Origin of the sequence: Bacillus salacetis (assembly GCF_049177075.1) — a bacterium.
In the GTDB taxonomy this organism is placed as follows: Bacteria; Bacillota; Bacilli; order Bacillales; family Bacillaceae_B; genus Rossellomorea; species Rossellomorea salacetis_A.
Genome location: NZ_CP185377.1, coordinates 2,734,578 through 2,758,064, shown reverse-complemented (window position 1 = coordinate 2,758,064; position 23,487 = coordinate 2,734,578). Strand labels below are relative to the sequence as shown.

32 protein-coding genes are annotated in these 23,487 nt (G+C 42.2%); 25 read left to right on the top strand and 7 right to left on the bottom strand.

Going from position 1 to position 23,487, the window contains the following annotated elements; translation table 11 throughout:
- The first annotated feature begins 79 nt into the window (after nucleotides 1-79).
- Nucleotides 80-400, top strand: coding sequence for a DUF3243 domain-containing protein (locus ACOJQI_RS14435; protein ID WP_421379038.1), 321 nt, complete (start codon nucleotides 80-82; stop codon nucleotides 398-400).
- A 62-nt stretch (nucleotides 401-462) separates the two neighbouring features.
- On the opposite strand, the gene trhA is transcribed toward ACOJQI_RS14435, so the two are convergent.
- Nucleotides 463-1,095: a PAQR family membrane homeostasis protein TrhA gene (gene trhA / locus ACOJQI_RS14430; RefSeq protein WP_421379036.1), complete on the bottom strand. Its 633-nt coding sequence runs from the start codon at nucleotides 1,093-1,095 to the stop codon at nucleotides 463-465.
- A gap of 128 nt (nucleotides 1,096-1,223) precedes the next feature.
- Complete coding sequence (locus tag ACOJQI_RS14425; RefSeq protein ID WP_421379034.1) at nucleotides 1,224-1,448, bottom strand: hypothetical protein; 225 nt, start codon at nucleotides 1,446-1,448, stop codon at nucleotides 1,224-1,226.
- 125 nt (nucleotides 1,449-1,573) lie between these two features.
- Here ACOJQI_RS14425 and ACOJQI_RS14420 point away from each other — a divergent pair, with 125 nt between their 5' ends.
- From ACOJQI_RS14420 to ACOJQI_RS14410, 3 genes are all read left to right on the top strand, one after another.
- Nucleotides 1,574-2,251: an SOS response-associated peptidase gene (locus ACOJQI_RS14420; RefSeq protein ID WP_421379032.1), complete on the top strand. Its 678-nt coding sequence runs from the start codon at nucleotides 1,574-1,576 to the stop codon at nucleotides 2,249-2,251.
- A 92-nt stretch (nucleotides 2,252-2,343) separates the two neighbouring features.
- Nucleotides 2,344-2,592: a DUF2535 family protein gene (locus tag ACOJQI_RS14415; protein ID WP_421379030.1), complete on the top strand. Its 249-nt coding sequence runs from the start codon at nucleotides 2,344-2,346 to the stop codon at nucleotides 2,590-2,592.
- A gap of 117 nt (nucleotides 2,593-2,709) precedes the next feature.
- Entirely contained in the window at nucleotides 2,710-3,552 is an 843-nt protein-coding gene (locus ACOJQI_RS14410; RefSeq protein ID WP_421379028.1) for a DegV family protein, read from the top strand.
- 43 nt (nucleotides 3,553-3,595) lie between these two features.
- Here the strand turns inward: ACOJQI_RS14410 and ACOJQI_RS14405 are convergent, their stop codons facing one another.
- On the bottom strand, nucleotides 3,596-4,105 hold the full coding sequence (locus ACOJQI_RS14405) for a PCYCGC motif-containing (lipo)protein (protein WP_421379026.1): 510 nt from the start codon (nucleotides 4,103-4,105) through the stop codon (nucleotides 3,596-3,598).
- Nucleotides 4,106-4,254: 149 nt separating this feature from the next.
- On the opposite strand from ACOJQI_RS14405, the gene ACOJQI_RS14400 reads away from it, so the two are divergent.
- The 3 genes from ACOJQI_RS14400 to ACOJQI_RS14390 all read left to right on the top strand — a co-directional run bounded on the left by ACOJQI_RS14400 (nucleotide 4,255) and on the right by ACOJQI_RS14390 (nucleotide 6,730).
- Entirely contained in the window at nucleotides 4,255-5,223 is a 969-nt protein-coding gene (locus ACOJQI_RS14400) for a nucleoside hydrolase (RefSeq protein ID WP_421379024.1), read from the top strand.
- 98 nt (nucleotides 5,224-5,321) lie between these two features.
- Nucleotides 5,322-6,149 carry an SGNH/GDSL hydrolase family protein gene (locus ACOJQI_RS14395; RefSeq protein ID WP_421379022.1) on the top strand — a complete coding sequence of 276 codons (828 nt, stop codon included), beginning with the start codon at nucleotides 5,322-5,324 and terminating at the stop codon, nucleotides 6,147-6,149.
- A 2-nt stretch (nucleotides 6,150-6,151) separates the two neighbouring features.
- Nucleotides 6,152-6,730, top strand: a complete 579-nt coding sequence (locus ACOJQI_RS14390) for a YpmS family protein (RefSeq protein WP_421379020.1) — start codon at nucleotides 6,152-6,154, stop codon at nucleotides 6,728-6,730.
- A 90-nt stretch (nucleotides 6,731-6,820) separates the two neighbouring features.
- Here ACOJQI_RS14390 and ACOJQI_RS14385 read toward each other — a convergent pair whose 3' ends face one another.
- Nucleotides 6,821-7,558 (bottom strand): DUF4397 domain-containing protein, encoded by a 738-nt coding sequence (locus ACOJQI_RS14385; RefSeq protein WP_421379017.1) that lies wholly within the window; start codon nucleotides 7,556-7,558, stop codon nucleotides 6,821-6,823.
- 392 nt (nucleotides 7,559-7,950) lie between these two features.
- Between ACOJQI_RS14385 and rsgA the strand changes: the two genes are divergently transcribed.
- The 4 genes from rsgA (at nucleotide 7,951) to ACOJQI_RS14365 (ending at nucleotide 10,531) form a co-directional block, all read left to right on the top strand.
- Nucleotides 7,951-8,949 (top strand): ribosome small subunit-dependent GTPase A, encoded by a 999-nt coding sequence (gene rsgA / locus ACOJQI_RS14380; protein WP_421385478.1) that lies wholly within the window; start codon nucleotides 7,951-7,953, stop codon nucleotides 8,947-8,949.
- An 86-nt stretch (nucleotides 8,950-9,035) separates the two neighbouring features.
- The gene (gene msrA, locus ACOJQI_RS14375; protein ID WP_421379014.1) at nucleotides 9,036-9,572 is read left to right on the top strand and encodes a peptide-methionine (S)-S-oxide reductase MsrA; all 537 of its coding nucleotides are present in this window, start codon (nucleotides 9,036-9,038) and stop codon (nucleotides 9,570-9,572) included.
- Between the two features lie 2 nt (nucleotides 9,573-9,574).
- Nucleotides 9,575-10,003 carry a peptide-methionine (R)-S-oxide reductase MsrB gene (gene msrB, locus ACOJQI_RS14370; RefSeq protein WP_421379012.1) on the top strand — a complete coding sequence of 143 codons (429 nt, stop codon included), beginning with the start codon at nucleotides 9,575-9,577 and terminating at the stop codon, nucleotides 10,001-10,003.
- A gap of 27 nt (nucleotides 10,004-10,030) precedes the next feature.
- Complete coding sequence (locus ACOJQI_RS14365; RefSeq protein WP_421379010.1) at nucleotides 10,031-10,531, top strand: PTS sugar transporter subunit IIA; 501 nt, start codon at nucleotides 10,031-10,033, stop codon at nucleotides 10,529-10,531.
- Nucleotides 10,532-10,565: 34 nt separating this feature from the next.
- Here the strand turns inward: ACOJQI_RS14365 and ACOJQI_RS14360 are convergent, their stop codons facing one another.
- Nucleotides 10,566-11,144, bottom strand: a complete 579-nt coding sequence (locus ACOJQI_RS14360) for a DUF502 domain-containing protein (protein WP_421379008.1) — start codon at nucleotides 11,142-11,144, stop codon at nucleotides 10,566-10,568.
- 227 nt (nucleotides 11,145-11,371) lie between these two features.
- On the opposite strand from ACOJQI_RS14360, the gene ACOJQI_RS14355 reads away from it, so the two are divergent.
- The 10 genes from ACOJQI_RS14355 to ACOJQI_RS14310 all read left to right on the top strand — a co-directional run bounded on the left by ACOJQI_RS14355 (nucleotide 11,372) and on the right by ACOJQI_RS14310 (nucleotide 19,536).
- On the top strand, nucleotides 11,372-11,518 hold the full coding sequence (locus ACOJQI_RS14355; RefSeq protein WP_421379006.1) for a YjcZ family sporulation protein: 147 nt from the start codon (nucleotides 11,372-11,374) through the stop codon (nucleotides 11,516-11,518).
- Between the two features lie 144 nt (nucleotides 11,519-11,662).
- Nucleotides 11,663-12,976, top strand: a complete 1,314-nt coding sequence (locus ACOJQI_RS14350) for an aspartate aminotransferase family protein (RefSeq protein ID WP_421379004.1) — start codon at nucleotides 11,663-11,665, stop codon at nucleotides 12,974-12,976.
- A 15-nt stretch (nucleotides 12,977-12,991) separates the two neighbouring features.
- Nucleotides 12,992-13,678, top strand: coding sequence for a 3-oxoacid CoA-transferase subunit A (locus tag ACOJQI_RS14345; RefSeq protein ID WP_421379002.1), 687 nt, complete (start codon nucleotides 12,992-12,994; stop codon nucleotides 13,676-13,678).
- Nucleotides 13,663-14,322 carry a 3-oxoacid CoA-transferase subunit B gene (locus ACOJQI_RS14340; RefSeq protein ID WP_421379000.1) on the top strand — a complete coding sequence of 220 codons (660 nt, stop codon included), beginning with the start codon at nucleotides 13,663-13,665 and terminating at the stop codon, nucleotides 14,320-14,322. The genes ACOJQI_RS14345 and ACOJQI_RS14340 overlap by 16 nt, the downstream gene beginning before the upstream one ends.
- 32 nt (nucleotides 14,323-14,354) lie before the next feature.
- The gene (locus ACOJQI_RS14335; RefSeq protein ID WP_421378998.1) at nucleotides 14,355-15,617 is read left to right on the top strand and encodes a peptidase; all 1,263 of its coding nucleotides are present in this window, start codon (nucleotides 14,355-14,357) and stop codon (nucleotides 15,615-15,617) included.
- A 41-nt stretch (nucleotides 15,618-15,658) separates the two neighbouring features.
- Nucleotides 15,659-16,498, top strand: a complete 840-nt coding sequence (ablB, locus tag ACOJQI_RS14330) for a putative beta-lysine N-acetyltransferase (RefSeq protein WP_421378996.1) — start codon at nucleotides 15,659-15,661, stop codon at nucleotides 16,496-16,498.
- A gap of 135 nt (nucleotides 16,499-16,633) precedes the next feature.
- Nucleotides 16,634-18,040, top strand: a complete 1,407-nt coding sequence (ablA, locus tag ACOJQI_RS14325) for a lysine 2,3-aminomutase (protein ID WP_421385477.1) — start codon at nucleotides 16,634-16,636, stop codon at nucleotides 18,038-18,040.
- A complete protein-coding gene (locus ACOJQI_RS14320; protein ID WP_421378994.1) occupies nucleotides 18,033-18,320 on the top strand; it encodes a YokU family protein in 288 nt (95 codons plus the stop codon). Before ablA ends, ACOJQI_RS14320 begins: the two co-directional genes overlap by 8 nt.
- A 105-nt stretch (nucleotides 18,321-18,425) precedes the next feature.
- Nucleotides 18,426-18,647, top strand: a complete 222-nt coding sequence (locus ACOJQI_RS14315; protein ID WP_421378992.1) for a YozE family protein — start codon at nucleotides 18,426-18,428, stop codon at nucleotides 18,645-18,647.
- Nucleotides 18,648-18,882: 235 nt separating this feature from the next.
- On the top strand, nucleotides 18,883-19,536 hold the full coding sequence (locus ACOJQI_RS14310; protein WP_421378990.1) for a hypothetical protein: 654 nt from the start codon (nucleotides 18,883-18,885) through the stop codon (nucleotides 19,534-19,536).
- 1 nt (nucleotide 19,537) lies between these two features.
- Here the strand turns inward: ACOJQI_RS14310 and ACOJQI_RS14305 are convergent, their stop codons facing one another.
- A complete protein-coding gene (locus tag ACOJQI_RS14305) occupies nucleotides 19,538-19,690 on the bottom strand; it encodes a hypothetical protein (RefSeq protein WP_421378988.1) in 153 nt (50 codons plus the stop codon).
- Nucleotides 19,691-19,837: 147 nt separating this feature from the next.
- Here ACOJQI_RS14305 and ACOJQI_RS14300 point away from each other — a divergent pair, with 147 nt between their 5' ends.
- Entirely contained in the window at nucleotides 19,838-20,017 is a 180-nt protein-coding gene (locus ACOJQI_RS14300; RefSeq protein ID WP_421378986.1) for a YozD family protein, read from the top strand.
- Between the two features lie 68 nt (nucleotides 20,018-20,085).
- On the opposite strand, the gene ACOJQI_RS14295 is transcribed toward ACOJQI_RS14300, so the two are convergent.
- Complete coding sequence (locus ACOJQI_RS14295; RefSeq protein WP_421378984.1) at nucleotides 20,086-21,186, bottom strand: DUF2515 family protein; 1,101 nt, start codon at nucleotides 21,184-21,186, stop codon at nucleotides 20,086-20,088.
- A 257-nt stretch (nucleotides 21,187-21,443) separates the two neighbouring features.
- Between ACOJQI_RS14295 and ACOJQI_RS14290 the strand changes: the two genes are divergently transcribed.
- The 3 genes from ACOJQI_RS14290 (at nucleotide 21,444) to ACOJQI_RS14280 (ending at nucleotide 23,415) form a co-directional block, all read left to right on the top strand.
- Nucleotides 21,444-22,208, top strand: coding sequence for a serine/threonine protein kinase (locus ACOJQI_RS14290; protein WP_421378982.1), 765 nt, complete (start codon nucleotides 21,444-21,446; stop codon nucleotides 22,206-22,208).
- Between the two features lie 20 nt (nucleotides 22,209-22,228).
- Complete coding sequence (locus tag ACOJQI_RS14285) at nucleotides 22,229-22,999, top strand: sporulation protein (protein ID WP_421378980.1); 771 nt, start codon at nucleotides 22,229-22,231, stop codon at nucleotides 22,997-22,999.
- Nucleotides 23,000-23,094: 95 nt separating this feature from the next.
- The gene (locus tag ACOJQI_RS14280; protein WP_421378978.1) at nucleotides 23,095-23,415 is read left to right on the top strand and encodes a YodL domain-containing protein; all 321 of its coding nucleotides are present in this window, start codon (nucleotides 23,095-23,097) and stop codon (nucleotides 23,413-23,415) included.
- Nucleotides 23,416-23,487: the final 72 nt, after the last annotated feature.

Here is a 23,487-nt window from a genome sequence, read left to right as displayed (position 1 = left end):
ATGTGCTGCTGTTGGTTTATTATTAAGCCCACGGGGAATACAGACATTGTAACAATTAATCTTAAGGAGATGAGAGAGAATGGAACACAATACAAATGACAGCAAAATGGGTAACAAGGTAGAAGATCGTCTATCAGATATGTCAGAGGATAAAAAAGAAGACATTCTGTCCAACTTCGAAAGTTTCAAAAGTTACTTGGGAGACAAAGTGGACAAAGCTGATAAGCTTGGATTGAACGAAGAACAGAAAGCGAGAGCAGCTCAAAAAGTCGGAGATTATCTTGCAAACCATGAAGAACCGAAAAACCGTGAAGAAAAACTTTTATATGAACTATGGAAAGCCGGGAACAAAGAAGAACAGCATATGCTTTCTCATATGCTTGTGAAACTTGTATCCTAATTAAAATCTAAAAGTAAGACCCTGGGGACTCAATCGTTCCCAGGGTCTTTTTTTATCAGCTATTATACATAAAACAATACACAAAAATACATGAATGAACTTCCTGCTAAAACAAAAACATGCCAGATCGCGTGATTGAACGGCAGCTTGTTCCAAACATAAAAAACAGCTCCGATGGAATAAAAGATACCGCCCATTAATAGCAGGGAAAATCCGGAGGGGCTCAGGATTTCGTATAAAGGTTTAATGGCAATGATAATCAGCCATCCCATTAAGAGATATACAAGGGTGGAGATGATTTGATATTTATCCACAAAGTAACATTTAAAAACGATGCCGGCAATGGCCAATCCCCATATGATACCGAATATGGTCCAGCCTAAAGGCGTACGAAAGCTGACTAGCATAAATGGTGTATAGGTTCCGGCGATCAGGAGATAAATCGCTGAGTGGTCAAGGATGGCGAATAATTTCTTTAACCTAGAAGGTCTGCAACTGTGAAGCATGGTGGAAAATAAGTATAGGAGGAGCATTGAAACCCCAAAAATCGTATAACTTACAATGTGCCATGCGGTCCCTTTTTCAACTGCAGCTAAAATCAACATCACAAGAGCAGGGATACTCAGGAGAAAACCGATTCCGTGAGTGATGGCGTTAGCTATTTCTTCTTTCCAGTTTGTATAATCAAAGGCCAACCAAAGGTCCCTCCTTTTTCATTTCCTATTTCTTGTTTTAATCATAATACGCCGCTCGAATTATGGCAAATAATAGATTGTCAATTTACATGTATTGATGAGTACCTTAAGTCTGCAGGAGACCATCCTTAGCGAGCCATTTGTTTAATCCATTGCAATCCTTCCTCATAATCAGATGAAGAGATGAAGTTTTCCGGTCCCATACTTGTTTTGTACCAGGAAAGAAGTTCATCCGCCGTGTTGAAGACTTCTCCGCTGGTATCACTATTTCTGATTGTATAAATGCCGTTATCGGGGTCGATTGTGACAACAACCGGTATTTCACTGTCTATAGCTCTCAGTTCAAAATCCATCTTTTACAGCCTCCATTTGTTTGATTTGGGGATGTTCAAAAAAGTCTTATATAATATGTGTTATAAATAAAATTACATACAATGATCACTTAAGTGAAAATCAAATTGAAAGGAAGGCGATACTCTTGTGTGGAAGATTTACACTTACTGTCCCTTTTGAAGAATTGATTGAGCAGTTCCTCATAGATGAGCTGGTCGATGAATGGGAACCCCGTTATAATGTTGCACCTTCCCAAATGGTACTTTCACTTATATCGAATAAGGGAAAAAGAAAAGCAGGTCCTATCCAATGGGGGCTTGTCCCTTCCTGGGTAAAGGATCAGCGGAAATGGAAGCCGCTGATTAATGCCCGAAGTGAGTCACTGGAAGAAAAGGCAAGCTTTAAGCATCTGTTGAATAAAAGGAGAACAGCTGTGTTGGCTGACAGTTTTTATGAGTGGGAGAGAAAGGAGGGTGAAAAACAGCCTTACCGTTTTATGATGAAGGATAAAGAGCCCTTTGCGTTCGCAGGACTTTGGGACAAGCAGGAAAGCAAAGGTTCATCAGTGTTTTCATCCACTATCATTACCACGGAAGCCAATGAACTTGTGAGTCCTGTACATGACAGGATGCCTGTCATACTTAAAGGCGAAGACAGTATCAACAGATGGCTTTCAACAGAGGAATTCTCTTTTAATGAGGTCAGGCAGCTATTAAAGCCTTTTCCTTCTGACATGATGATAAAATATATGGTTTCCCAAGAAGTTAATTCTCCCCGCAATGACTTCGAGGCCTGTGTAGAACCATTGGAGAATTTGTCATAAGAAATTTGGAAAATTCCAAGAACAACCCATCTGTTTTGATTCAATATGGGGTATAATATAAGTATAAACGGGTGAAAAAGAGGATTGATATTGTGTTACTAAAAAGCCTTGAGTTCAAAAATGGTTATGGACAGAAGGTAAGGATCTCAGACATTCCAGTATTGGCCCAGGATAACCCGCTCTACTTTAAAGTCAATTTGAGGCTCCAGATGTTCATGTCGGAAATTTACCGAAGACCAAAGAAAAAAGTCTTCAGTTTTCGAGATTACTTAAAAAAACATCTGAAGTGGCCGGAATACCAAAGTATTTATCATTCCTTAGAATTAAAAAATAATGCTTGAATTGTTTTTGTCATCGGAAGCACAGTCCAGCGCTGCTGCTTCTTTTTTATTTAATATTTTAAAACGGTTGCATATCAAGGTATAATACAAGCATATGCAAAACAAGGATGTGTAGTAATGAAACAAATAAAAATTGTAACGGACTCGACAGTCGACCTTTCTAGTGAAGAGATTGAAAAATATGGTATCCATGTTGTGCCGCTTTCTATTTCTATTGAAGGTGAGACTTTCCTGGACAGGGTCGACCTGACGCCAAAAATGTTTATGGAGAAGATGAAGCAATCAAAGGAACTTCCAAAAAGTTCCCAGCCGCCGGCGGGTGAGTTTGCCAAATTGTATGATGAATTAGGCAGCGATGGCAGCACCGTGCTTTCTATACATATGACCGGTGGCATGAGCGGTACCGTCAGATCGGCAGAGAGTGCGGCCGAAATGAGTTCATCAGATGTCAAAGTGATTGACTCTCGTTATATCTCGAAAGCCCTTTCTTTCCAAGTCATCGAAGCAGCTAAAATGGCTGTTGAAGGAAAAAGCCTTGAAGATATTTTACAAAGGGTGGAAGAAATAAAAAATGCAACCAACCTGTTTGTGGTCGTTGATACATTGGAGAACTTGGTCAAAGGAGGGAGAATTGGTAAGGGGAGAGCTTTAATCGGATCTCTCCTGAATATTAAACCGATAGCCTCCTTGGAGGGAGGGGAATATACTCCCGTTGCAAAAGTACGCAGCCATTCTCAAGTGGTTAAATACCTGGCCGGCCAATTTGTGGAAGATGTAAAAGGCAAAACGATTCGTGGAGTAGGCCTGGTGCATGCGGATGGCCTTGACCTTGCACAGAAATTAAAAAGCAGGATCGTTGAATTAACAGGGTATGACGCGATCGAAATCGTCGACACCACCCCAATTATCGGCACACATACAGGCCCAGGGGCAATAGGGTTCATGTATTATACTGAATAATGGAAAAAGGAAGGGTCCGTGTTGGACCCTTCCTTTTTAATGTTTAAGAAGGCATTGGTGTCGGTGTTGGCTTCGCATAACCTTCTTTATATTTTTCATCAATATAGTTTCGTATATCTTTTATGGACTCCCCTTTTTCATACATCACAATGGATTCGGCTGCAATCTCCAAGCAGGCAAGGCATCTTGTACCATGATCATCCCAGATTACTTTGTCCCCATCAATTTTATGAACAAAGCAATTCAGGTTATTCATGTGTCCTGCTGATTCACCGCAGCCGCAATAACATGGGATGTATTGGAGTAAATCCGGGTTTTGAGCTGCGGATGCATAGACAAGCTTGATATTATCATCCTTATCATCGAGGAATGAGGGGAGTTGATCTGCTCCGCCGGTCTCTTCCCTGATATCCCCATTTGCCAGTTGTTCATGTTGATGCCCGTGTTCGTCTTTTTCTTGGTTTGCGGTATTTTCCTCGGCAGAACTGCACCCTGATATGAATAACATCAGGACTGCCAGACTAACAATATATAAAGCTATCCCTTTTTGCATGAGGTATGATCACTTCCTTTATTTATTGCTTCTATCATAACAGGGACAGGTCTGTTCAGGGGCAAAAGTGCTGAATTGTTAAGAATTTGTCAAGGTTTCTGATAGGCTCAAGAACCTGTTTTTATATCAAAGGTTAGGAGTGCTGCCGGTTGGCTAGAAAAAAAGTACTGCTTTTCTCAGACTTCGGTGTTGATGACGTGATTGCTCTTCTCTATGCTTATTACAATGATGAAATTGAGATAGTTGGCATCGTTGCTGATTATGGGAATGTGTCTAAGGAATCAGCTCTAAAAAACGTTGCTTATCTCCAAAAGTTGACTGGTGCTGTAAGGCCGGTCATCGGAGGAGCAGTGTCTCCCCTTACCGGAGACCTGCCGCAGTATTTTCCCGAGATACATGGAGTTGCAGGGCTTGGCCCCATTATTCCGGAAAACCATGAGGCCCAGGAAACGTTATTGGAGAACTTTTTTGAAGTAAGGGAAATCATTGCGAAATATCAGCATGATATCACTATTTTCAGTGCAGGGCGGCTGACTTCATTGGCGACTGCCTTCATTCTCTATCCCGAAACAATGAAGCTTGTAAATGATTTTTATATTATGGGAGGGGCGTTTGGGGTTCCTGGAAATATAACACCTGTTGCTGAAGCAAATATCTATGGGGATCCTTATGCGGCTAATATTGTGTTGCAGCTCTCGCCAAAACCAACGTACATCATTCCGCTGGATGTAACCAAGTATGCTATCTTCACCCCGGAAATGATTAATGATCTCGATGTGTATTTCAAACAGACAGGTGATCAGGTGGGGGCGATTATAAAACCGTTGGTTGATTATTATCAGAACTTCTATAAAAAAACCTATCCTGAAATTAAAGGAAGTCCTCTTCATGATCTGCTTGCTGTCTGGGCCCTTGAACCCGGTTCGGAAATGGAATTTGTTCAAGTACCGGTAAAAATTGAAGTGAATCTTGGAACAACCTTTGGACAAAGCTCTGGAGATTTCAGGGATAGCAGTGAAAAAGAGGGATGGAAAGTCCATAATGTGGCGGTCAATTTCAACTATCGAAACTTTATTGAAGACGTTTTCCATGCGTTTAAAAACCCGCCGAAGCGTTAAGAATTATAGCGAGTGCAAAATTGTCTAAAGAGAAAAGAGTCGGACTTCAAGAAACTCTCATGATATAATAATAGTAAAAATGAGAGGGGATTGCCATTATGAAAAAAATGATCTTCTCTCTCTTTTCAATCATATTTATCATTTCCGGTTGTTCTAAAACAGAGATCGAACCTCATCCAAAGGTAACTAGTACTCTGGTCCAGAAAGAACAGCCGCCTGCTGATTTTATTCCAAAGACCATGAAAATTGTCTCAATCGGGGATTCATTGACACAAGGGGTCGGTGACAGTACAAAAAGCGGAGGCTATGTTCCATATTTAAAGGAAAGCCTCGAGAGCCTGGATTCAGTCAGGGATGTACAATTCAGCAACTTTGGCGTTAGAGGGAACCGTACTGATCAGCTATTGAAACGGTTGAGTAATGAAGACATAAAAGGAGCAGTTGCCCAATCTGATTTGGTTTTCATTACGATTGGCGGGAACGATGTCATGAAAGTCTTCAAAGAAAATCTATATGATTTGAATCTTGCGGTCTTCAATAGTGAAAAGACTGGATACGGGCAGCGTCTGAATGAAATTTTGACACTGATCCGGTCATATAACCCTGATACTGGCATTGTGTTAATAGGGATTTATAATCCTTTCAACACCTGGTTTTCTGAGATAAAAGAGGTTGATCAAATCATTTTGAATTGGAATGAAATGAGCAGGGAAGTACTTGCCGAGTACAATCAAACTGCCTTTATCACAATAAATGATATCTTTATTGATGGGAAAGAAAGCCTTCTCTTTGAGGAGGACTATTTTCACCCCAATGATCAAGGATATGAATTAATGGCAAAAAGGATGTTTGAGGAGCTGACAGAACGGGAAACGTTAGCAGAGTTGACTCAAAGTGAATTTATTGTCAGGGAAGAGGGGCTGTAAGTATGAGAAACAGATGGAAGGCAGGCTTTTTCACTCTTCTGGGACTGAACATTTTGGTGCTGCTGTTTGCTGCCGTTTTGTTGATGATTCCGATTGAAGATGATGAACTGCCAGAGGAAAGTCTTAAAGAGAGAGAGAATGTCGCTTTCCAAATCAGAGCGACCAAAAAAGATTTAAATGAAATGATAGACCATTATATCGAAGAAGAAGGCTACAAAGGCCCCGTTGACTATTCGGTGGCATTGAATGATCATGTGGAACTCAATGGGTCTGTGCCTGTCTTTACAAGCGAGATCAATTTCAAGATGACCTTTGAGGCAAAGGCGCTTGAAAATGGAGATTTATTACTGAAGCAGAATTCCATCTCGGTAGGCGCATTGAAGCTTCCGGTATCGCATGTGTTAAAGATTATCAGGGATTCTTACAATTTCCCTGAATGGGTAAAAATCCAGCCGAATGATGAGCTGATTTATGTGTCCTTGCAAAACTTGGAAATGAAAAGTGACATACAGGTGCGTGCTAAGAAGTTTGACCTGAAAAATGATGATATTGTCTTTAATATGCTTGTACCGGTCGATTAAACAAGCAGAAGAACACAGATACACTTAAAAAAACTGTCCCTGATCGTCGAAAACGACAAGTCAGAGGACAGTTTTTTTCTTTAAAGGTTTTCATCCCTTTACCAGCAGTGCTTCCAGCTCTGGGGTATCGTTCAACAAGCCAACTGCAAAGATGGTATATGCCTGGTTAGGTTTAAGAGTGACATTCGGAACGGTTAATACAGCATCTTTTGTTCCGGCAGCCCGAACTTCAAGGTTCACTGTCATTGGTGTAAGTCCAAGATAATCTGTCGCCTGCTTAAAGGATACATTCGGGAAAATGACATCTCCTTTTTTGACAGCGATGTCAACTGCCGGTGCATTCGGCGACAGGTGAATGAATCTTACCTTGGTTTCCCCCGACGGAACAAAAGGATCCGTTACATATGGGAGCAGCTGGAGCTTGCTGCCTTTCCCTACTGCAGCTAATGTATAAATCTTGCCTGCTTCAACCGTTACTTTTTTACTGATGACGGTACTCACGCTTGTGCCTGCAGGGTAGATATCGATATGATATCGGCCTGCCGGCAATGGCATGAAGCCGCTGATCTCCTTGAATGCGACGTCACTCAACACTTTATTGCCATTCACGTAAACATCTACGTTTGGTGCATCAGGAACTGCATGAAGGACCCTGACCTGGGCGGGACGATCCTGCTGCCTGAATCCCATACCGTGAATTCCCTTTTGCATGCACTTCAGATGTTTCTGATAGTAATGTATATGAAGTCTTGGGTCGGAGTATTTATAATACATCGAAAGTAAGTCATACATAGCAGCTTTTTGAAGATAGGCTTCTTTGTGGGTCATACATCTCTCTCCTATATTTAAATTTACTTCAATACACTATGCAGGCGGTGAATGATTGGTGAAAATACCTATTTTTCAAAAAACTATTGTCAAACCTGGAAAAATGAGCCATAATAAAGGTAACAATTTTGAAAGCAGGTGATGTGTTATGAGTAAATCTACATTGTATTTTGTATCTGTTTATTATGACACGGCCTGTTTTCATTGTGCGGATATATCTCATTGACCAGTTGAGTGAGAGGAGTTCAACTGTTTTCTTTGATATGCATGAAGAACCATGGCCGTGTCGGATGCCATGGTTTTTTTGTGTGAATTTTTCCGGAAAACGGAACATATTAGGAGGAAACAGTTTGAACGACTTACAATTAATTTTCCAAGAAAAGACTAATGAAATGAATGATACAACGCTGGAAGTAGGAAGAGTAACTTCACAGCAAAAAGGAACATATACGCTTTTATCGCTTCAAGGGGAATTTCATGCAAGGCTGACAGGTAAATTTTATTATCAAGTCCAAGCGGCTGAAGAATTGCCGGCAGTCGGTGATTGGGTGTCATTTAAACCGCTGGACAACGAACAGGCTCTGATTGAAACAGTCCTGCCGCGTACAAGCAAGTTTTCAAGGAAGAAAGCAGGGGATGAGGCAGAAGAACAAATCATTGCTTCCAATATTGATTATTTATTCATTGTCTCTTCTTTAAATGCGGACCTGAATCTGAATAGGCTTGAAAGATATCTCTTACTTTCCTGGGAGAGCGGGGCAAGCCCTGTTATTATCCTCAGTAAAGCAGACTTATGTGATAACCTGGACGAAAAAATAAGGGAAGTGGAAACCGTTGCTATGGGAGTGCCGATACTTCCTGTTTCTTCATATGAAAGCAGCGGTATTGATAAGCTAAGCCCTTATTTGGCAATTGGAAAAACAGTTGCGCTAGTTGGTTCTTCAGGTGTTGGAAAGTCCACCCTGCTCAACAGCTTGACAGGAGAAAGCCTTCAGGCTGTGAAACAAATCAGGGAGAAAGACAGCAAAGGGAAACATACAACAACACATAGAGAAATGTTCCTTCTTGAAAATGGGGCCTTCATTATCGATACCCCGGGGATGAGGGAACTGCAAATGTGGGACGGCAGTGACGGAATATCCACTCAATTCAAGGATATTGAGGAGTATGCCGAACTTTGCCGGTTCAGGGATTGTAAGCATGAAGATGAACCGCAGTGTGCTATCAGGAGTGCAATTGAACAAGGCTCTTTATCCCAAGGGAGATATATGAGCTATCAAAAGCTGTTAAGAGAAATTGAATACTCCAAGAGAAGAGCGGACAAACGCCTGCAATCCCTGGAAAGGAAGAAATGGAAGAAAATAGGCCAGAACCGAAACAGCCGCAGGTAATCTAATTCTTTTACCTCTCATCAAATTAACGTTAGAATTATGCAATAACGGGAATATTGTTATTGAATGAAGAAAGGATGAGAGTCATGAAGGAAACTCCTGAGACACGGAAGGCGACATTCGCCGGAGGCTGCTTTTGGTGTATGGTCCAGCCGTTTGATGAAATGCCGGGAATTATTAAAGTGGTTTCCGGTTATACTGGCGGCCACAAAGCGAATCCAACATACCGTGAAGTATGTTCAGAGACGACAGGCCATTATGAAGCTGTTCAAATCACCTATGATCCAGAAAAGTTTCCTTATGAAAAATTGCTGGAACTTTACTGGCAGCAAATAGATCCCACCGACCCGGGAGGACAGTTCTTTGATAGAGGAGAGTCCTATTCGACGGCCATCTTTTATCATGATGAAGATCAGCGCGAGGCCGCAGAAAAATCAAAAGAAGACCTGGAGAAAAGCGGTAAATTCTCAAAACCGATTGTCACTAAGGTCCTGCCTGCAAAAGAGTTTTATGAAGCTGAAGAGTACCATCAGCAGTACTATAAGAAGAACCCTGCCCACTATCAGAGGTATAGCATAGGTTCAGGGAGAAAAGCATTTATTAAAGAGCATTGGGGGGAATAGCAATGAAGAAGAAAGAAGATCTGAAAAAAGAATTGACACCCATGCAGTATGAAGTCACGCAAAACAATGGCACGGAACCGCCTTTTAAAAATGAATATTGGGATGAATTCGGTGACGGCATCTATGTGGATGTAGTCTCGGGAGAGCCTTTATTCAGCAGTAAAGATAAGTATGATGCGGGCTGCGGATGGCCGAGTTTCACAAAGCCGATCACAGACGAAGAGGTTGAAGAGAAAATGGATTACAGCCATTTTATGGTGAGAAAGGAAGTCAGAAGCAAATCAGGCGACTCCCACCTGGGTCATGTGTTTGATGACGGCCCTGGCCCTGCCAAGCTCAGGTACTGCATTAATTCAGCGGCACTCAAATTCATCCCTAAGGAAGACCTTGAAAAAGAAGGGTACGGGGAATATAATAAACTCTTTGAGTAAACTTCGGGAAAAGAAAGGCTGATCGTAATGCTAAAAAAATTATTCGGTAAAAAAGAAGAAGCACCAAAATCCATAAACGTTCATTCACCGCTCTCAGGGAAAATGCTGAGTCTTGAAGAAGTGCCAGACCCAGTATTCTCCCAGAAAATGATGGGCGATGGAATTGCCATCGATCCGGCTGAAGGTAAAGTGGTTTCCCCTGTGGACGGAGAAATTGTTCAAGTATTTCCAACCAAGCACGCAGTAGGTATCAAAGCGAAAAATGGTGCTGAGTTGTTGATCCATATTGGACTTGAAACAGTCTCCATGAACGGCGAAGGCTTTGAAGTTCATGTGTCAGAAGGAAAGAAAGTGAAAGTAGGCGATCCGCTCGTTACTTTCGATATGGATATGGTGAAGGAAAAAGCAAAAAGCACCATCACTCCTCTCATCCTGACGAATGGGGATGACTTTGGAGAGATTGAAAAAGGGGAAGCTGGCGTGCTGACAGCTGGAGAGAGCCAGGTAATGACTATATCTGCTAAATAACAAAAAGAGCTGAATTGATCAGCTCTTTTTGTTTTCAGCTTTTGGATGAAGTCATTCCGCCGGAGAGGATGAATTTCATTGCATCCTCTGGGCTTACGTCTATGATTTCAACCTCCTCTTTCGGAACGAGGAAAGTAAAACCAGCTACCTGGAATGTCTGCGGTATATAAACCGCAACATACTTTTCAAGCGGGGTATGAAAATGTTCCAGCTGTTCAGAAGTAATGAATCCCAGTGATTTCATCCCGGAACCCGGAAGTGTCACAAGTGCGACCTTTGAAAAAGATTTTTTGTCACCGATAAATGAATGAATCGTGTCCTTGATGATACTATATAGTGTCTTGACGAGAGGGATTTTTGTCAAAACATAATCAAGCAGCTTAATAACGGAACCCGTAATGAATTTCGTTGACAGCCAGCCGAGCAGAGTAATCAGCAAAACCGTCAATAATAATCCGATGCCGGGAATGTAATGCTCATTAAAATAAGGCTTCAGCAAATTGCCAAGCAGCCCGTCAAGGAAAATAAAAAGTTTGTAAACTACATAAATCACCAGGCCTATCGGCAAGATGGTCAGGACACCATTCAGAAAATTTTTAATAAAGTACTTCATTCTGTTCTCCTTATCTCTTTTGCTGGATATCTGCAGGCGATAACCTATGGACATATTTGTTTTGATTGCCGGAGCTATTCCCGCAGCTCTTTGGTTAGTATAATTCAAATTCATTTTTTCGGGAAGGGTTTTATTAGCTCCCGCCTATTTTGGGCGAATACACAAACATATTAGGCGCTTTATACATACAGTAATGGTGAAACAGAAAAAATTGAGGAGTGATATGAATGCATTACGGTTATGACGATTGTTATTATGCTTACCCTGCGGCACCAGTGGCGGGTGTTGGATACCATGGCGGTTTCGCGTTGATTGTTGTGTTGTTTATCCTGTTGATCATCATCGGTGCAGTATGCTACGCCCCTAAATGTTAATCAAATAAATCATTAATAAAAGACATGAAAAGGCCGATGTGATATCGGTCTTTTTTCATGAATTTTTTTCAGCATGAAAGATTCCCCTTATTCAACATAAGTATTAATAAGAGTAGAACTCCACTTAGATCAGGAGGGGGTTTCATGCCTCATTCTCACTTAATCAAGCCGATGCTTTCGGAGAGTTATCCCGAAATTGATTACGGCAAAGGTGTATTTTTGTATGATAAGGCGGGGTTTGAATATTTAGATGCATGTTCCGGGGCGGTGACTGCCAATATCGGGCATGGGATTGAAGAAATACTCCAAGCTATCTACAGGCAGGGGCAGCAGGTTTCGTTTGTCTATCGTTCACAATTCACGAACGAGCCAAGTGAACAACTTGCTGCCCTTCTTTCGCAGGAAACAGGTCTGGAATGGTGCTTTCTTGTGAACAGCGGTTCGGAAGCAGTTGAAACAGCAGTGAAAATTGCCATTCAGCATTGGCAGGAGAAAGGGAAGCCGGCGAAAAGGAGGGTCATCTCCCGGTGGTTAAGCTATCATGGCATTACATTTGGGGCATTATCGGCATCCGGTCATCCTCAAAGGAGAGAACGATTTGATTCATTCGTGGGGGATTGGCCTGCTGTCGAACCTCCATATTGTTACAGATGTCCATTTGGCAAAACGTATCCCCAGTGCAATGTCCAATGTGCAAGGCAGCTTGAAACAGTCATCAGGAGAATCGGGGAAAACAACGTGGCGGCATTCATCGCCGAACCTGTGATTGGAGCAGCAGGCGGAGCCATTGATGCTCCTCCCGAATATTTTCAGATCATTAAAGACATTTGTGAAAGATATGATGTCCTGCTTATTGCAGATGAGGTGATGACCGGCTGCGGACGCACAGGCACTTTTCTGGCGATGGAGCAATGGGGGATTCAGCCTGACATCGTGGCACTTGGAAAGGGGTTGAGTGCGGGCTATGCGCCAATTGCGGCTGCCCTCATGTCCAAAGAAGTACTGGAGCCGGTCCTTCAGGGATCCCAGGTGATCATGAGCGGACACACATTCAGCGGAAACCCTCTTTCCAGTGCAGCTGCGCTTGCTGTTCTTAAATTAATAAAATCAGAAAAACTGATTGAGGGAGTTTCTGAAAAGGGGACTTATCTCAGGGGAAAGTTGAACAAGTTAAAGAAGCAATACCCTTTTATTGGAGACATACGCGGTAAAGGGCTGATGATCGGGCTCGAATTCTCCGGTTCCGTTAATGGTAAAACAATCGATTCCTCATTTACAGCATTAATGACAGAAGGAGCTAAGAAAGAAGGGCTTCTCCTTTATCCTGCGGCTTCTGGGTTGGATGGAAGGAGCGGGTCCGCCATCCTGATTGCACCGCCGTTCACCATTACTAAGCCTGAGCTTGATGAACTGCTTATCCGGTTTAAGAAAACTTTAAAAGCTGTAGCAGAGATTTGAAAGGAAGGGAAGAACATGAGGGGGCGGAAAGTCAGCAGCTATGATGAAATAAAACGTTATTTCCATGACGGTATGACAATGATGTTCGGAGGTTTCGGCGGGGTGGGTTCACCTCCGACAACCATTCGTCACCTCCTTCATTGGGGGATTAAAGAGTTGACCCTGATTGGGAACGATACCGGATTTCCTTCTATAGGGATTGGACAGCTCATAACCGAAGGAAGAGCTGTTAAGGTGATAGCTTCGCATATCGGAAGCAACCCTGTTGCCGGACGATTGATGAGTGAAGGAAAACTTGAAGTCGAATTTTCTCCGCAAGGAATCCTGGCGGAAAGAATAAGAGCAGGCGGCAGCGGTCTGAAAGGCATCCTTACAGATATAGGCCTGGATGATCCGTACTTGAATAAAGATAAGACAAAAATCGAATTAAATGGCAGCACGTATATGATAGAAACAGCGTTGACGGCAGAGGTGGGAATCATTTATGCCCGAAAAGCCGATATGCTCGGCAACCTTGTGTATGATAAAAGTGCGAGAAATACGAATCCGCTGGTGGCGATGGCTGCCGACATTACCATTGTGGAGGCTGAGGAAATTGTTGAACCAGGAGACCTGCAGCCTGAAGAAATTGTTACTCCGGGGGTCTTCGTGGATAGAATCGTTCAATCAGAAGGGGTTGATTGGAAGTGGGCTTGGGAGTAGCAGAAAAGAATAAAATGGCGGAGAGAGCAGCCCGGGAAATAACAGAGGGGATGGTTGTAAACTTAGGAATAGGTATTCCTTCATTAGTCCCCAATCATTTTAAGGGCCGTAAAAATATCATCTTTCATGCTGAAAATGGGATTTTAGGGATTGGAAAGTCACCTGCAGAAGGAAAAGAAGATGAAAACCTCTGTAATGCCGGAGGCTTCCCTGTCACACTTGAAACCGGCGGAAGTTATTGTGACAGTTCGGTAGCTTTCAGCATCATCAGGAGGGGGTTGCTGGACCTTACGATACTTGGAGCCCTTGAAGTAAGCGAAAAAGGAGACCTTGCCAATTGGATCATCCCCGGAAAAAAAGTTCCGGGAATGGGAGGAGCAACTGAACTGGCGATGAAGACAAAGAAGGTCATCGTTGTAATGGCCCAATGTGATAAATATGGTAAAAGCAAGATAGTAGAAGAATGCACACTTCCTCTGACCGCTAAAGGATGTGTGGATCTTATCATCACTGATATGGGAGTCTTTGAAGTCACAAATACAGGCTTAAGACTGACCGAAATCTTTACCCCTTATGATCTTGAAGACATCAAAAGAAGTACGGAAGCCAATTTTGACAGGGCTGCAGCCCTGCGCTTCATTTAAGAAAACACTCATTGAAAAAAGGAGTGAAAGAAATGGGCAATAATGCGGTCCGTCAGTGGATCCAAAACCAGGAAACGCAAGCTGTCCGTCTCTTGCAAAAGCTTGTTCAAGAAAAAAGTGTACGGGGAAATGAGTCAAAAGCCCAGGCAGTCATTATAGAAAAGTGCCGGGAACTCGGACTGAAGCTTGACATATGGGAAATAGAAAAAAAGGATATTATGAATCACCCTTTCTATCGTTGTGATAGAGAAGACTTCCAAGGAAACCCCAATGTAATCGGTATTTTAAAGGGGCAAGGAGGCGGCAGATCGATCATCCTCAATGGCCATATCGATGTAGTGCCTGAAGGGGATGAAACAGCATGGAATATTGACCCATACAGCGGTGATCATTTTAATGGAAAGGTTTTTGGAAGAGGTGCAACAGATATGAAAGGAGGAACCGTTTCCCTGCTTCTTGCCATTGAGGCACTGAAAGAAAATGGTATTCAGTTGAAAGGGGATATTATTTTTCAAAGTGTAATAGAAGAGGAAAGCGGAGGGACTGGGACTCTGGCGGCATTGGTAAGGGGATATACAGCAGATGCGGCGATAATTCCCGAGCCGACAAACCTGAAACTGTTTCCAAAGCAGCAGGGATCCATGTGGTTCAGAATAAGGGTGAAAGGAAAGCAGGCTCATGGGGGGACCAGATATGAAGGGGTTAATGCAATTGAAAAAGGATATTTCGTTTTGCAGGCCCTGCAAAATCTGGAGCGAAAGCGAAATGAAAACATAACAGATCCTCTGTATAAAAGCATTCCAATCCCTTTTCCTATCAATATCGGAAAATTTGAGAGCGGTAAATGGCCTTCTTCTGTCCCTGATCTTGCAATCATAGAGGGAAGGATCGGGGTAGGTCCCCACGAGACGATGGAAGCAGTAGAGAAAGAGTTGGAGAGCTGCCTTAAAGAACTTGAAGAAAGGGACAGCTGGTTCAAGCAGCATCCTCTCGCATTAGAATGGTTTGGCGGCAGGTGGCAGCCGGGCAGCCTGGATACTGACCATCCGTTCATGGAAGTCGTCAGTGAAGCGTACAAACAGGTATTTAATTCATCCCCTGTTATTGAAGCATCCCCCTGGGGGACAGATGGAGGCATTCTGTCAAAGGGAGGAAATATTCCCGTGATTGTATTCGGGCCGGGAACGACCGAGGCAGCACATGATGCCAACGAATATATAGAAGTGCCAAAAATTCTTCAGGCAGCAGAAGTCATTGCATCTGCCATTATTAATTGGTGTGAAGAAGACGAATAGAAAACCATGAATGAGTTAAGTGAAAGAAAGCAGGGAGACCAATGCAATACACAAAACATGTTACAGGAACCAAAGCAAAACTGAAAATTTACTGTGATGAGTTCAATGAAAGAATAAGAGTAGACGAGTACTCAGGAAATTTTAGTGAAATCACAAGATTAATAGAAGATTCCGCTCGGGAACATAGTGCACACAAAGTAATAATCAAGGCGCGCGCTGAACAGCTCTTGAATTTTCTGGAAAAGGGATATGTGCTCGAAGCAGTGATTAAAGGTTTTTTCGCGGGCAGCGACGTATATTTTCTTGGAAAATACAAAACGGAAGCAAGAAAAATGTCTACACACTGGGAAAAATCTGAGAAGATCTTTTCTGATGTCCAGGATCTGAAACAGGATACTAAAAATCCACTTCATAAGTTTCAGCTCCACAAGGGTGAAGTAAAAGACGCTGAGAGGCTGGCGGCCTTGTATGAGAAGGTATTTCCGGTTTATCCTGTACCCCTGCACGATCCTGAGTATGTTCGGAAATCAATGGAAAGTGGAACTGTCTTTCTATTTATAGAGAAAAACAAAGAGATCATTAGTGCTGCTTCTGCAGAAGTAGACATGCTGAATGGTAATGCCGAATTGACTGACTGTGCTACGCTTCCTTCCTACAGAGGGGGAGGGATGATGAAGCAGCTGCTTGCCGGCCTGGAAGATGAACTGGTCAAACGAAAGATATTTTGTGTCTATACCATAGCTAGGTCGCTGTCCTATGGAATGAATGCAGCATTCAAGCAGCTTGGCTACCGCTATGGAGGAAGGCTTGTTAACAACTGCTATATCTACGATAAGATGGAGGATATGAATATTTGGTGGAAAGATTTAAGTCAAGAATAAAGTTCTTCTTTCTATATAAAAACTTGAAACCATTTTTCCTGGCCCATCATAGCCTAGAAGTAACTGAAAACTGAATCATTGGCTCTGTAATTGCTGTCAGTCTGGTGAAATGATGGAGAAGGGTTGGTGCCTTGCATGTTAAATGATTTATATAAACCTGAGAGACATTGGAAGGATATAGAAGGGTGGAAAGACGTGACCGAAGAGCAGTGGAATGATTGGATTTGGCAGTTGACAAATACGATCAGGACTCTGGATGATTTAAAAAAAGTTATTAACTTAACCCCAGAAGAAGAAGAAGGAGTCAGAATCTCCACTAAAACGATTCCGCTGAATATAACGCCATACTATGCCTGGCTTATGAATGAAGACGATGCCCGCTGTCCGATCAGAATGCAATCCGTCCCAATCGGGAAAGAAATCCACAAAACGAAATATGACATGGAAGATCCACTGCATGAAGATGAAGATTCACCTGTGCCGGGATTGACACACAGATACCCTGACCGCGTTCTTTTCCTTGTCACCAACCAATGCTCGATGTACTGCCGTTATTGTACTCGCAGACGATTCTCCGGGCAAATCGGCATGGGAGTACCAAAGAAACAGCTTGATGAAGCAATCCATTATATCCGGGAGACCCCTCAAGTGAGAGATGTGCTGCTTTCAGGAGGGGACGGCCTCTTGATCAATGATAAGATCCTTGAATATATACTCAAAAATCTCCGGGAGATACCACATGTAGAGATAATCCGGATCGGCACAAGGGCACCAGTCGTATTTCCACAGAGAATAACAGAGAATCTCTGCACAATCCTGAAGAAGTACCACCCGGTCTGGCTGAACACACACTTCAATACATCCATTGAAATCACGGAAGAATCAAAGAAAGCCTGCGAAATGCTGGCGGATGCAGGAGTCCCTGTCGGCAATCAGGCGGTAATCCTCGCCGGCATCAATGACAGTGTCCCGATCATGAAGAAATTGATGCATGACCTGGTGAAGATACGCGTGCGCCCTTATTATATCTATCAATGCGACCTGTCGGAAGGGATCGGGCACTTCAGGGCTCCTGTATCAAAAGGACTTGAGATCATTGAAGGGTTAAGGGGACACACATCAGGTTATGCAGTTCCTACATTTGTCGTGGATGCTCCGGGCGGCGGTGGGAAAATCGCTCTTCAGCCGAACTATCTCATCTCGCAAAGTGCTGACAAAGTGGTCCTGCGTAACTTTGAAGGTGTCATCACCACTTATCCTGAACCTGAAAACTATACAGCCGGGAGAGCGGATGATTACTTTAATTCTATATATCCCCTTGAGGGCTACAAATCTGCAATAGGAATCAATGGCCTGCTGAACGAATCAAAATCATCCCTCGTTCCTGAAGGTCTGCACAGGCTGGACCGCAGGGAAAAATATGTTGCCAATCCTGAACATAAATCATTGAAGGATTTACGTGAGAAGAGAGATACCTTGAAGGAGAAGAAATACCAGGCCCAGCTGAAGAAAATGGAAAAGGCAGAGTCCGCCGATGAGTGAAAGGTTTGAATGCACATGGTGCGGGGAACAACAAGCATATAGAAGCAGAGGGCCGGTTTTTTGGGAACTGCCAGATGGTTCAAGAGCTATAGAGATTACTGGAACCCCCCAGATTTTTTGCAGCAGCTGCGGTATTGTGTTTACAGAGGAAGCGGTTACAATTGAAATCGAAGACCAGCTGCTCCTCATTGATACAAAGCAGCTTAATGAACGGGTTGCTTACCGGGATTTAATGAAAATTGAAAGGAAACTGAAGAGGAACTATTTCCGTTTTGATTGAATGGCTCTTTACGTATCTCCCTGGTTTATGTATCCTTAAACAAAGACTTAACACTCATTCCATCAAATGATAAATCAAACAGTTTTTACAGGGCAGGAGATCACAATGAGAAAATCATTTTACCACTTTTTAATGAAATATCGTCAACCCACAGCACGAGATGAACTTACGGCTTTTGCCAATCATGTATACGACGACCTTGCTTTCCCGAAGCAGGCGGAAGAATATGATGAAGTCAGTTCCTACCTGGAGTTGAATGGCCATTACCTGGAGAGCATGCGGGTATTTGACGATGCGTGGGAAAGGTATTTAATTGAAGAAAAATAAGGATTGAAGCCGCCTGTACATTAGGGCGGTTTTTTTGTTCAACTATCTTTTTTTGATGACCGTGAAATGTTTGCTCACGCGAGCCTGCCAGCTGAGCCGCACACCTGTATGGGAATTCAACAAAGCTGCCGCGATAAAATTGAATAAAATCTTCCTCCAATAGGCTTCCTTTATTAGCGATATTTCAAAGACTGCATATGATAGTAACAAATACACTTAAGGGGGAGGGGAGAAGATGGGCAAGCGAAAACAACCAAAATTCAAGACAGGGGACACAGTTGTGGTAACGATTTACGGGACTGTTGGAAAGATAACAAACATAAAGCTTCTAGAGGGAGAATATGTTTACGAAGTCAATGAAAGTGAAGGTTTATTCAAGGAGGATTGTTTGAGGCTGCTGGATGAATATGACGGCTACTTACTTGAACAGGAACAGATTGATATTGAGTACAAATTTCTATTTGGTGATCTTGTTAAAGTCAAAGGATATGATAGTGACATTTTCAAAGTGGTCGGATTCCGGACAGAGATCTGGAGATACAAAGAAGACGCCTGGGAAGATGTCATCTATGAATTGACAAGGATCACGGACGGAGAATGGCTGGAAGCCGATGAAGACGAACTTACGTTAATCGCAGATTATGACCAAGCAGAAACCTATATCAAAAAATTTGGAATTGTGCTGCCGGGCAAACCCGAACAGGCATTGTTACCTTCTCCGCGCTATCAGGATGACAGCTTTGTCGACCGGCTGCTTGATCATTATAACGACTACAAAGCATTATATTATCTGTTCAAAGATAAGAAATATAAACGCAAAATGAACTCGATCGTCGATCAGCTCAGAAACCACCTGAGTTCCAATTCCGATGCCATTGGAAAAGATTGATTCAGAGCAGACAGATAAGGAACACTGGAAAGCTCAAAATGAAAAAGGCTCTTAAAATCCAGCTCAGCAAACGCTCCATTCCCTTAATGACCACTCCATCATCATTCATTAGATCCTCTTCCAAGTAACTTTTCAGTGTTTTGACTGCATCCATTTTCATCTCTCCTCCAGCATAAATGGTTAATTGAGTACTGCTTTGTATCCTCACTTTATGCTTGTCCCGGTCAGGATATGAAAACTTTTTTCATCTTGCATAACTTTCTTTTGATTTTCATAGATTGAAGTACAAGGGGGCGATACTATGCGTGAAATCGAAGTGTTTATTGATACGGAAGAAATTGCGGAATTTTTCTTTCAGGAACTTGTTCGCAGAGGGTATGTACCCTCAGAAGAAGAATTAGAAGAAATCGCCGATATTACTTTTGAATATCTGATCGAGAAATGCATCATAGATGAGGAACCAAATGATGATGAGTATTAATTTTACCTGAGACAAATTTTGTCTCTGCTACATAAACAACCAACAGGCTTCCTGGCAGGAAGCCTGTTTCAGATTGAGAACGAGTTGAATTCCGCAGCAAGTTTTACTATCAATTTCGCTTGTGCAGTTACATCGGGCTGTCTGGTCAGGGGCAGGGTTTCCAGTGTGTCGAAGCGGTGCACCGTTCTGGCATTTGCCCAATCAGCACTGGAGAAAGTATGGACCTTGTCACTCCATGCCTTACCTAACTCAGGGCTGAAAATTTTATGGGGTTCATATTTATCAGCAGAATAATATTCGGGCCAGTAATCACTGCGTGAAGCTGCGTGGGGAGTCTTCTTAGCATAGTCCATGGAAGATTGGTAAACGGCCTCATTCATAAATAAGATGCCGTAAAGTCTTTTGCCGATTTCAATTCGTTTCTTAGTGCTTTCAAAATGAGAAATACTGGTTCCAGCCAATGAATAAGGATTCCTGCTCTTTTTTCTTTTTTTATAAGGAAAGAAAACAGTTGTAAATTCAAGCCTGTCTTGAAGGAAAAACAATAATTTCTCAAAAGAATAGTCTTCGGTAATCCTGGCAACGAGTCTTTCTTGCAGCATGCTTTGTTCATTAATAATTAACGCAAGTGTGATTTCTTTCTTATCTCCGCCTTTCCAAAAACGTTCCCAAAAGATCGGCATAGTCTTAGAAACGCCAAATGCAGGAAGTAAATGAAATAGTGATGACTTTCTTTCGACACTTTTCTGATAAAGAAGGAGTTGGGGAAAGGCGTCATGAAATATAAATGCATTAGCCTTTTCAAGAAACAGAAAAAAATTCTTTCTTTCCTCTTCTTCCAAGAATGAGGGAAGGATTTCTCCTTTCAGGTCTGTCATATGATAACCGCCGTTTCTGGAAACCATATGAGCGAGAAAAGACCATTCTATCTCGGGATGGCGTTGATAGAAGTCCAAGTAAGCTTTTGTCCTCGTGATGTTATTAATGTTCCTTCTTTCAGTTTCCGATTTAATCTCCTCAATGATCAGCCTGTCACCCGGAAGAATGGCAAGGGGATTGTCACTTTTATCCATGATAAGTTTTTTGATTTCCTTGATATCAGATTTAGGCACAATGGGAATCATCTTATCCTTTGGTCTGAAGACTTCCTGTATGAAGGATAAAACCATACATTCTCACTCCAATATGAAACTTTATTCTGATTTCAACGTATAAAAACTAAAGGAGGAGTCACCTTGTTAAAAAAATTGATAAAACATCTTTTAAAAAGCAACTCACATAAAAAGTATTATTCATCCAGCGATTCATGGAAACATAAATCTCATAAGCATAAACACTACGGACACCATCATTATAAAAAGAAATATAAGAGCAGTTTCTCAAGCTTCTTTAGCAGCTGATCATTATGAGGTTTTGGAGGGAAGCGGTGAATTTCTTTGAAAAGGAATGGAAGCCTGGCTTTACTATAGACAACTATGTTGTAGAGTCACTGTTAGGGAAAGGAAGCTACGGCACCGCCTATCTAGTTAAAAATAAAAGTGATGGCCGGCTCTCTGTGTTAAAGAGACTTAGACCCTGTAAAAGGCTCATTGATCCTTCAGGAGAACTATTAATCAGGGAGGCTGAAATCCTGAAAAGGCTTGAAAGCGACCACTTTCCCAAACTTATATCTATTGGGAAACAAGAAAAGGTCCCATTCCTGATCATGGAATATTTTGAAGGAAAAACATTTGATCAACTTATTTTCGAAGAAGGAAAAGTCTTTAGTGAAAAAGAATCTTTAACATTAGTCAAAAAGGTAATGGAGCTTGTTATTTTGGTACATGCCAAAGGTATCGTCCATAGGGATCTTCGAATCCCAAACATCATTCAAAGTGAAGGATCTTTGAAAATCATCGACTTCGGCTTGGCTGCCGGGATACAAGCAGATCAATCAACATTAAGTAAGCATAAGGATTATATGCGTGAGAAGGGTTTCAAGGCTGATTATTATGCACTCGGACATTTCTTGCTTTTCCTTCTATATTCTTCTTTTAACAGTGACGGGGAGAAGGAAAGAAGCTGGGAGGAGGAATTGGAGCTGTCTCCCTCCACAAAGGAGATCCTCCGCAAATTGTTACAAATAGAAGAGCCATTTGATAACGCTTGTGCATTGATACATTCGTTGGAAAGTGCTCTCCGACAAATATAATTGTAAAGGAAGGAATCAATATGTCATTTTTTAATAAGGTATTTGCATCTGTGGGAATTGGTGCAGCTTCGGTTGATACAAAATTAGAAAGAGCACGTTATACAGCTGGTGAAAGGATTTCAGGCATCGTTGAAGTGAAAGGCGGAAATATTGAACAGGAAGTGGATTCAATTTATCTGATGTTGTACACCACATATATCCGTGAATCTGATGATAAAAAATACACTGACAGTGCTTGTATTGAAAAGATACAGATCTCAGAACCTTTTATCATTAAAGAAAATGAAGTTAAACAGTTCCCGGTAAGTTTCGAGCTTCCTTTTGAAACTCCTGTGACGGTCGGGAACACTAGGGTTTGGGTCGCAACAGGGCTGGATATCAAAAATGCAGTCGACCCTAAAGATAAAGATTATATTGAAATCTCGCCCAATGAGATGATGAACGCGGTCTTTTCTTCCTTGGAAAGACTCGGCTTCAAGTTGAGAAAAGCTGATTGTGAACAGGCACCACGCCATTTGCGGGGCAAAAATCCATTTGTACAGGAGTTCGAATTCATTCCGGTAAACGGATCATACCGAAGCAGGCTGGATGAACTGGAAGTGGTTTTCGTAAATCAATCAGCAGCAACAATAGATATCATGTTTGAAGTCGACCGAAAAGCAAGAGGATTTGGAGGATTCCTTGCAGAGGCCTTGGAAATGGATGAATCCATGGTGAAAATGACGGTTTCTGCCGCTGAAATTCCGTCCATCGACGAAAAAATCACAAAAGTACTGGACCGATTTTCCTGAATTTGCAGCTTCGACAAAAGCAGTCTTTTTCTGATGAAGGATTCGACAGGGGCAAGAGCTAATTCTATAAGAACAAAATGAACGGAGGGGTTCTTATGGCATTGCTCGAAAGAATAATTCGTCCAAAATCCTACACAAAAACCTATGATGTCACAATCTTTCAGACACCTCATTTTGGCCAGAGGAAAGGCTACAAAAAAGTATATCGAATGTCGGTCCCTGCTCAGGACAGGTTGGAAGCCCTGGATCAAACGTTTCGCCTCTTCAATGTTCCCGATAGAATGCCAAACGACTATAATGGGCGGTACATCACTACAGGTGATATCATCTTTATTGACGAGGGAAGAAGGGGCCATTACTACTTCAGGTTGGAGCCTGGTGGATGGAGAGAAGTGAACAGAGTGATCATCAGATGAATATTCATTCTCCAGCAGACTTGCTGGAGTTTTTTTTGTAAAAATGAGAGAGCTGAAAAAATCAGCTCTCAT